5 protein-coding genes and 2 pseudogenes are annotated in these 5,312 nt (G+C 51.2%); 6 read left to right on the top strand and 1 reads right to left on the bottom strand.

All coding sequences use genetic code 11. From position 1 onward, the window contains the following. The coding region (locus BHE85_RS10245; RefSeq protein ID WP_216080650.1) for an IS1 family transposase at positions 1 to 261 on the top strand (261 nt) is incomplete at its 5' end. Between the two features lie 55 nt (positions 262 to 316). Here the strand turns inward: BHE85_RS10245 and BHE85_RS10240 are convergent. Then, positions 317 to 496, bottom strand: coding sequence for a YoaH family protein (locus BHE85_RS10240; protein ID WP_000457334.1), 180 nt, complete (start codon positions 494 to 496; stop codon positions 317 to 319). A gap of 73 nt (positions 497 to 569) precedes the next feature. Here BHE85_RS10240 and pabB point away from each other — a divergent pair, with 73 nt between their 5' ends. The 5 genes and pseudogenes from pabB to BHE85_RS10215 all read left to right on the top strand — a co-directional run. Continuing rightward, positions 570 to 1,931, top strand: coding sequence for an aminodeoxychorismate synthase component 1 (pabB, locus tag BHE85_RS10235; protein WP_000855021.1), 1,362 nt, complete (start codon positions 570 to 572; stop codon positions 1,929 to 1,931). A gap of 3 nt (positions 1,932 to 1,934) precedes the next feature. Next, positions 1,935 to 2,513, top strand: a complete 579-nt coding sequence (locus tag BHE85_RS10230; protein WP_000456718.1) for a CoA pyrophosphatase — start codon at positions 1,935 to 1,937, stop codon at positions 2,511 to 2,513. Between the two features lie 183 nt (positions 2,514 to 2,696). Further along, a complete protein-coding gene (gene sdaA / locus BHE85_RS10225) occupies positions 2,697 to 4,061 on the top strand; it encodes an L-serine ammonia-lyase (protein ID WP_000624298.1) in 1,365 nt (454 codons plus the stop codon). 130 nt (positions 4,062 to 4,191) lie between these two features. Continuing rightward, positions 4,192 to 4,950 (top strand): annotated as a pseudogene (locus BHE85_RS10220) (CSS-motif domain-containing protein); the annotation flags it as partial. A gap of 62 nt (positions 4,951 to 5,012) precedes the next feature. Next, positions 5,013 to 5,312: pseudogene (locus BHE85_RS10215) on the top strand (transposase); the annotation flags it as partial.

Raw genomic sequence — 5,312 nt, 5'->3', positions numbered from 1 at the left:
ACACTGGAGCGTCTTCTGAGCCTGCTGTCGGCCTTTGAGGTCGTGGTATGGATGACGGATGGCTGGCCGCTGTATGAATCACGCCTGAAGGGAAAGCTGCACGTTATCAGCAAGTGTTACACTCAGCGCATTGAGCGACATAATCTGAATCTGAGACAACATCTGGCAAGGCTGGGACGGAAGTCACTGTCGTTCTCAAAATCGGTGGAGCTGCATGACAAGGTCATCGGGCATTATCTGAACATAAAACACTATCAGTAAGTTGGAGTCATTACCATCATCGGCTTCTATAACGAAATCGATACGGATTAGTGTGTTACTCGTCTTCATCCTCAAAACGCGCCACGATTCGCTCGCCGGAGTGGTTGGCACGCAGCTCTTCTGCCACCAGCGCGATTGCCTGGCCGCTGCTCATCCCTTGTGCCATCAGTTCCTGGATCCGCTCGACAGCTTTTTGCTGCTGTTCATGGGTGAGTGAAGGTAAACCTGCAAACATTGTTAACTCCTGCTAAATTGTTGGCGCTAATTATTTCATGCTACCCGGCACATAGCCAGTAGAGTCAGGACTGATGAAGACGTTATCTCCCGCTGTGATTACTTTACCCTGGCGTCAGGACGCCGCTGAATTTTATTTCTCCCGCTTAAGCCACCTGCCGTGGGCGATGCTTTTACACTCCGGCTATGCCGATCATCCGTATAGCCGCTTTGATATTGTGGTCGCCGAGCCGATTTGCACTTTAACCACTTTCGGTAAAGAAACCGTTGTTAGTGAAAGCGAAAAACGCACAACGACCACTGATGACCCGCTACAGGTGCTCCAGCAGGTGCTGGATCGCGCAGACATTCGCCCAACGCATAACGAAGATTTGCCATTTCAGGGCGGCGCACTGGGGTTGTTTGGCTACGATCTGGGCCGCCGTTTTGAGTCACTGCCAGAAATTGCGGAACAAGATATCGTTCTGCCGGATATGGCAGTGGGTATCTACGATTGGGCGCTCATTGTCGACCACCAGCGTCATACAGTTTCTTTGCTGAGTCATAATGATGTCAATGCCCGTCGGGCCTGGCTGGAAAGCCAGCAATTCTCGCCGCAGGAAGATTTCACGCTCACTTCCGACTGGCAATCCAATATGACCCGCGAGCAGTACGGCGAAAAATTTCGCCAGGTACAGGAATATCTGCACAGCGGTGATTGCTATCAGGTGAATCTCGCCCAGCGTTTTCATGCGACCTATTCTGGCGATGAATGGCAGGCATTCCTTCAGCTTAATCAGGCCAACCGCGCGCCATTTAGCGCTTTTTTACGTCTTGAACAGGGTGCAATTTTAAGCCTTTCGCCAGAGCGGTTTATTCTTTGTGATAATAGTGAAATCCAGACCCGCCCGATTAAAGGCACGCTACCACGCCTGCCCGATCCTCAGGAAGATAGCAAACAAGCAGAAAAACTGGCGAACTCAGCGAAAGATCGTGCCGAAAATCTGATGATTGTCGATTTAATGCGTAATGATATCGGTCGTGTTGCCGTAGCCGGTTCGGTAAAAGTACCAGAGCTCTTCGTGGTGGAACCCTTCCCTGCCGTGCATCATCTGGTCAGCACTATAACGGCGCGACTACCAGAACAGTTACACGCCAGCGATCTGCTGCGCGCAGCTTTTCCTGGTGGCTCAATAACCGGGGCTCCGAAAGTACGGGCTATGGAAATTATCGACGAACTGGAACCGCAGCGACGTAATGCCTGGTGCGGCAGCATTGGCTATTTGAGCTTTTGCGGCAACATGGATACCAGCATTACTATCCGCACGCTGACTGCCATTAACGGACAAATATACTGCTCTGCGGGCGGTGGAATTGTCGCCGATAGCCAGGAAGAAGCGGAATATCAGGAAACTTTTGATAAAGTTACTAAGATATTACGCCAACTGGAGAAGTAAGACGTGGAATACCGTAGCCTGACGCTTGATGATTTTTTATCTCGCTTTCAACTTTTGCGCCCGCAAATTAACCGGGAAACCCTAAATCATCGTCAGGCTGCCGTGTTAATCCCCATCGTCCGTCGACCGCAACCGGGGTTGTTGCTGACTCAGCGTTCAATTCATCTGCGTAAACACGCTGGACAAGTGGCATTCCCTGGAGGTGCAGTCGATGACACGGACGCATCAGTTATCGCCGCCGCGCTGCGCGAAGCTGAAGAAGAGGTCGCTATACCGCCTTCCGCCGTTGAAGTTATCGGCGTGCTGCCGCCCGTCGATAGCGTAACTGGCTATCAGGTAACCCCAGTGATCGGCATTATCCCGCCCGATCTGCCGTATCGCGCCAGTGAAGATGAAGTCTCGGCGGTGTTTGAAATGCCGCTCGCCCAGGCATTACATCTGGGTCGTTATCACCCTTTAGATATCTACCGCCGTGGCGATTCACATCGGGTATGGCTGTCCTGGTACGAACAGTATTTTGTATGGGGAATGACCGCAGGCATAATTCGTGAGCTGGCGCTGCAAATTGGTGTGAAACCCTGACTATACTTATCTTTACATCTACAAAACACTACTTGAGACAATCATCGCAATATTAGTTAAATCGCGGTTTTTGATTAGTTTAATTCATGTGAATAGTTAAGCCAGTCGCCGCGTTCCCTCTTACACTATGCGCTGTTATTAGTTCGTTACTGGAAGTCCAGTCACCTTGTCAGGAGTATTATCGTGATTAGTCTATTCGACATGTTTAAGGTGGGGATTGGTCCCTCATCTTCCCATACCGTAGGGCCTATGAAGGCGGGTAAACAGTTCGTCGATGATCTGGTCGAAAAAGGCTTACTGGATAGCGTTACTCGCGTTGCCGTGGACGTTTATGGTTCACTGTCGCTGACGGGTAAAGGCCACCACACCGATATCGCCATTATTATGGGTCTTGCAGGTAACGAACCTGCCACCGTGGATATCGACAGTATTCCCGGTTTTATTCGCGACGTAGAAGAGCGCGAACGTCTGCTGCTGGCACAGGGACGGCATGAAGTGGATTTCCCGCGCGACAACGGGATGCGTTTTCATAACGGCAACCTGCCGCTGCATGAAAACGGTATGCAAATCCACGCCTATAACGGCGATGAAGTCGTCTACAGCAAAACTTATTATTCCATCGGCGGCGGTTTTATCGTCGATGAAGAACACTTTGGTCAGGATGCTGCCAACGAAGTGAGCGTGCCGTATCCGTTCAAATCTGCCACCGAACTGCTCGCGTACTGTAATGAAACCGGCTATTCGCTGTCTGGTCTCGCTATGCAGAACGAACTGGCGCTGCACAGCAAGAAAGAGATCGACGAGTATTTCGCGCATGTCTGGCAAACCATGCAGGCATGTATCGATCGCGGGATGAACACCGAAGGTGTACTGCCAGGCCCGCTGCGCGTGCCACGTCGTGCGTCTGCCCTGCGCCGGATGCTGGTTTCCAGCGATAAACTGTCTAACGATCCGATGAATGTCATTGACTGGGTAAACATGTTTGCGCTGGCAGTTAACGAAGAAAACGCCGCCGGTGGTCGTGTGGTAACTGCGCCAACCAACGGTGCCTGCGGTATCGTTCCGGCAGTGCTGGCTTACTATGACCACTTTATTGAATCGGTCAGCCCGGACATCTATACCCGTTACTTTATGGCAGCGGGCGCGATTGGTGCATTGTATAAAATGAACGCCTCTATTTCCGGTGCGGAAGTTGGTTGCCAGGGCGAAGTGGGTGTTGCCTGTTCAATGGCTGCTGCGGGTCTTGCAGAACTGCTGGGCGGTAGCCCGGAACAGGTTTGCGTGGCGGCGGAAATTGGCATGGAACACAACCTTGGTTTAACCTGCGACCCGGTTGCAGGGCAGGTTCAGGTGCCGTGCATTGAGCGTAATGCCATTGCCTCTGTGAAGGCGATTAACGCCGCACGGATGGCTCTGCGCCGCACCAGTGCACCGCGCGTCTCGCTGGATAAGGTCATCGAAACGATGTACGAAACCGGTAAGGACATGAACGCCAAATACCGCGAAACCTCACGCGGTGGTCTGGCAATCAAAGTCCAGTGTGACTAATACTTCTTACTCGCCCATCTGCAACGGATGGGCGAATTTATACCCGCTTTCTCGTCTGCTGTAATATTCCCCACTACACATCCACTGTTGCGTCAGGCGTTTGTCGCCATACGCTTACAGGGTGGCCCGCATGCAAAAAGCACAACGGATCATTAAAACCTATCGACGTAATCGAATGATTGTTTGTACGATTTGCGCACTCGTTACGCTCGCTTCGACCCTGAGCGTGCGATTTATTTCACAGCGTAACTTAAATCAACAACGGGTAGTACAATTCGCCAATCACGCTGTAGAGGAATTAGATAAAGTACTGCTTCCCCTACAGGCAGGTAGCGAAGTCTTGCTTCCGCTGATTGGTCTGCCCTGCTCTGTCGCCCATTTGCCATTACGTAAACAGGCGGCAAAACTCCAAACTGTGCGATCCATTGGCCTGGTGCAAGACGGCACACTCTATTGCTCCAGCATTTTTGGTTATCGCAATGTGCCCGTCGTGGACATTCTGGCTGAACTTCCTGCACCGCAACCACTTTTACGCCTGACGATCGACCGTGCCCTGATTAAAGGCAGTCCGGTTTTGATTCAATGGACGCCTGCAGCGGGCAGTAGCAATGCTGGGGTCATGGAGATGATTAACATCGACTTACTGACGGCAATGCTCCTTGAACCACAACTGCAGCAAATCAGTAGCGCCAGCCTGACGGTGGACAAACGGCATTTGCTCTATGGTAATGGGCTGGTAGATTCCCTTCCGCAACCTGAAGACAATGAAAACTATCAGGTTTCTTCGCAACGCTTTCCTTTTACCATTAACGTTAATGGTCCGGGGGCTACGGCGCTGGCATGGCACTATCTTCCAACACAATTACCGCTGGCGGTGCTGCTAAGTTTGAGGTAGCCTGAGTTTAACGGACACTCCTTCCTGAAATAGAATGGCATCAGAAGGAGCTAATAATGAGCAGAAAAAACCAACGTTACTCTAAAGAGTTCAAAGCCGAAGCTGTCAGAACGGTTCTTGAAAATCAACTTTCGATCAGTGAAGGCGCTTCCCGATTATCCCTTCCTGAAGGCACTTTAGGACAATGGGTTACCGCCGCCAGAAAAGGGCTCGGTACTCCTGGTTCCCGCACGGTGGCTGAACTGGAATCTGAAATTCTGCAACTGCGTAAGGCGTTAAATGAAGCTCGCCTTGAGCGAGATATATTAAAAAAGCAACAGCGTATTTTGCACAGGAGTCGCTGAAAAATACGCGTT

Source organism: Shigella sp. FC1567 (genome assembly GCF_001743015.1).
Taxonomy (GTDB): Bacteria; Pseudomonadota; Gammaproteobacteria; order Enterobacterales; family Enterobacteriaceae; genus Escherichia; species Escherichia coli.
Note: the sequence above shows the minus strand (reverse complement) of the source record. Positions and strands in the feature narration are given on the sequence as shown.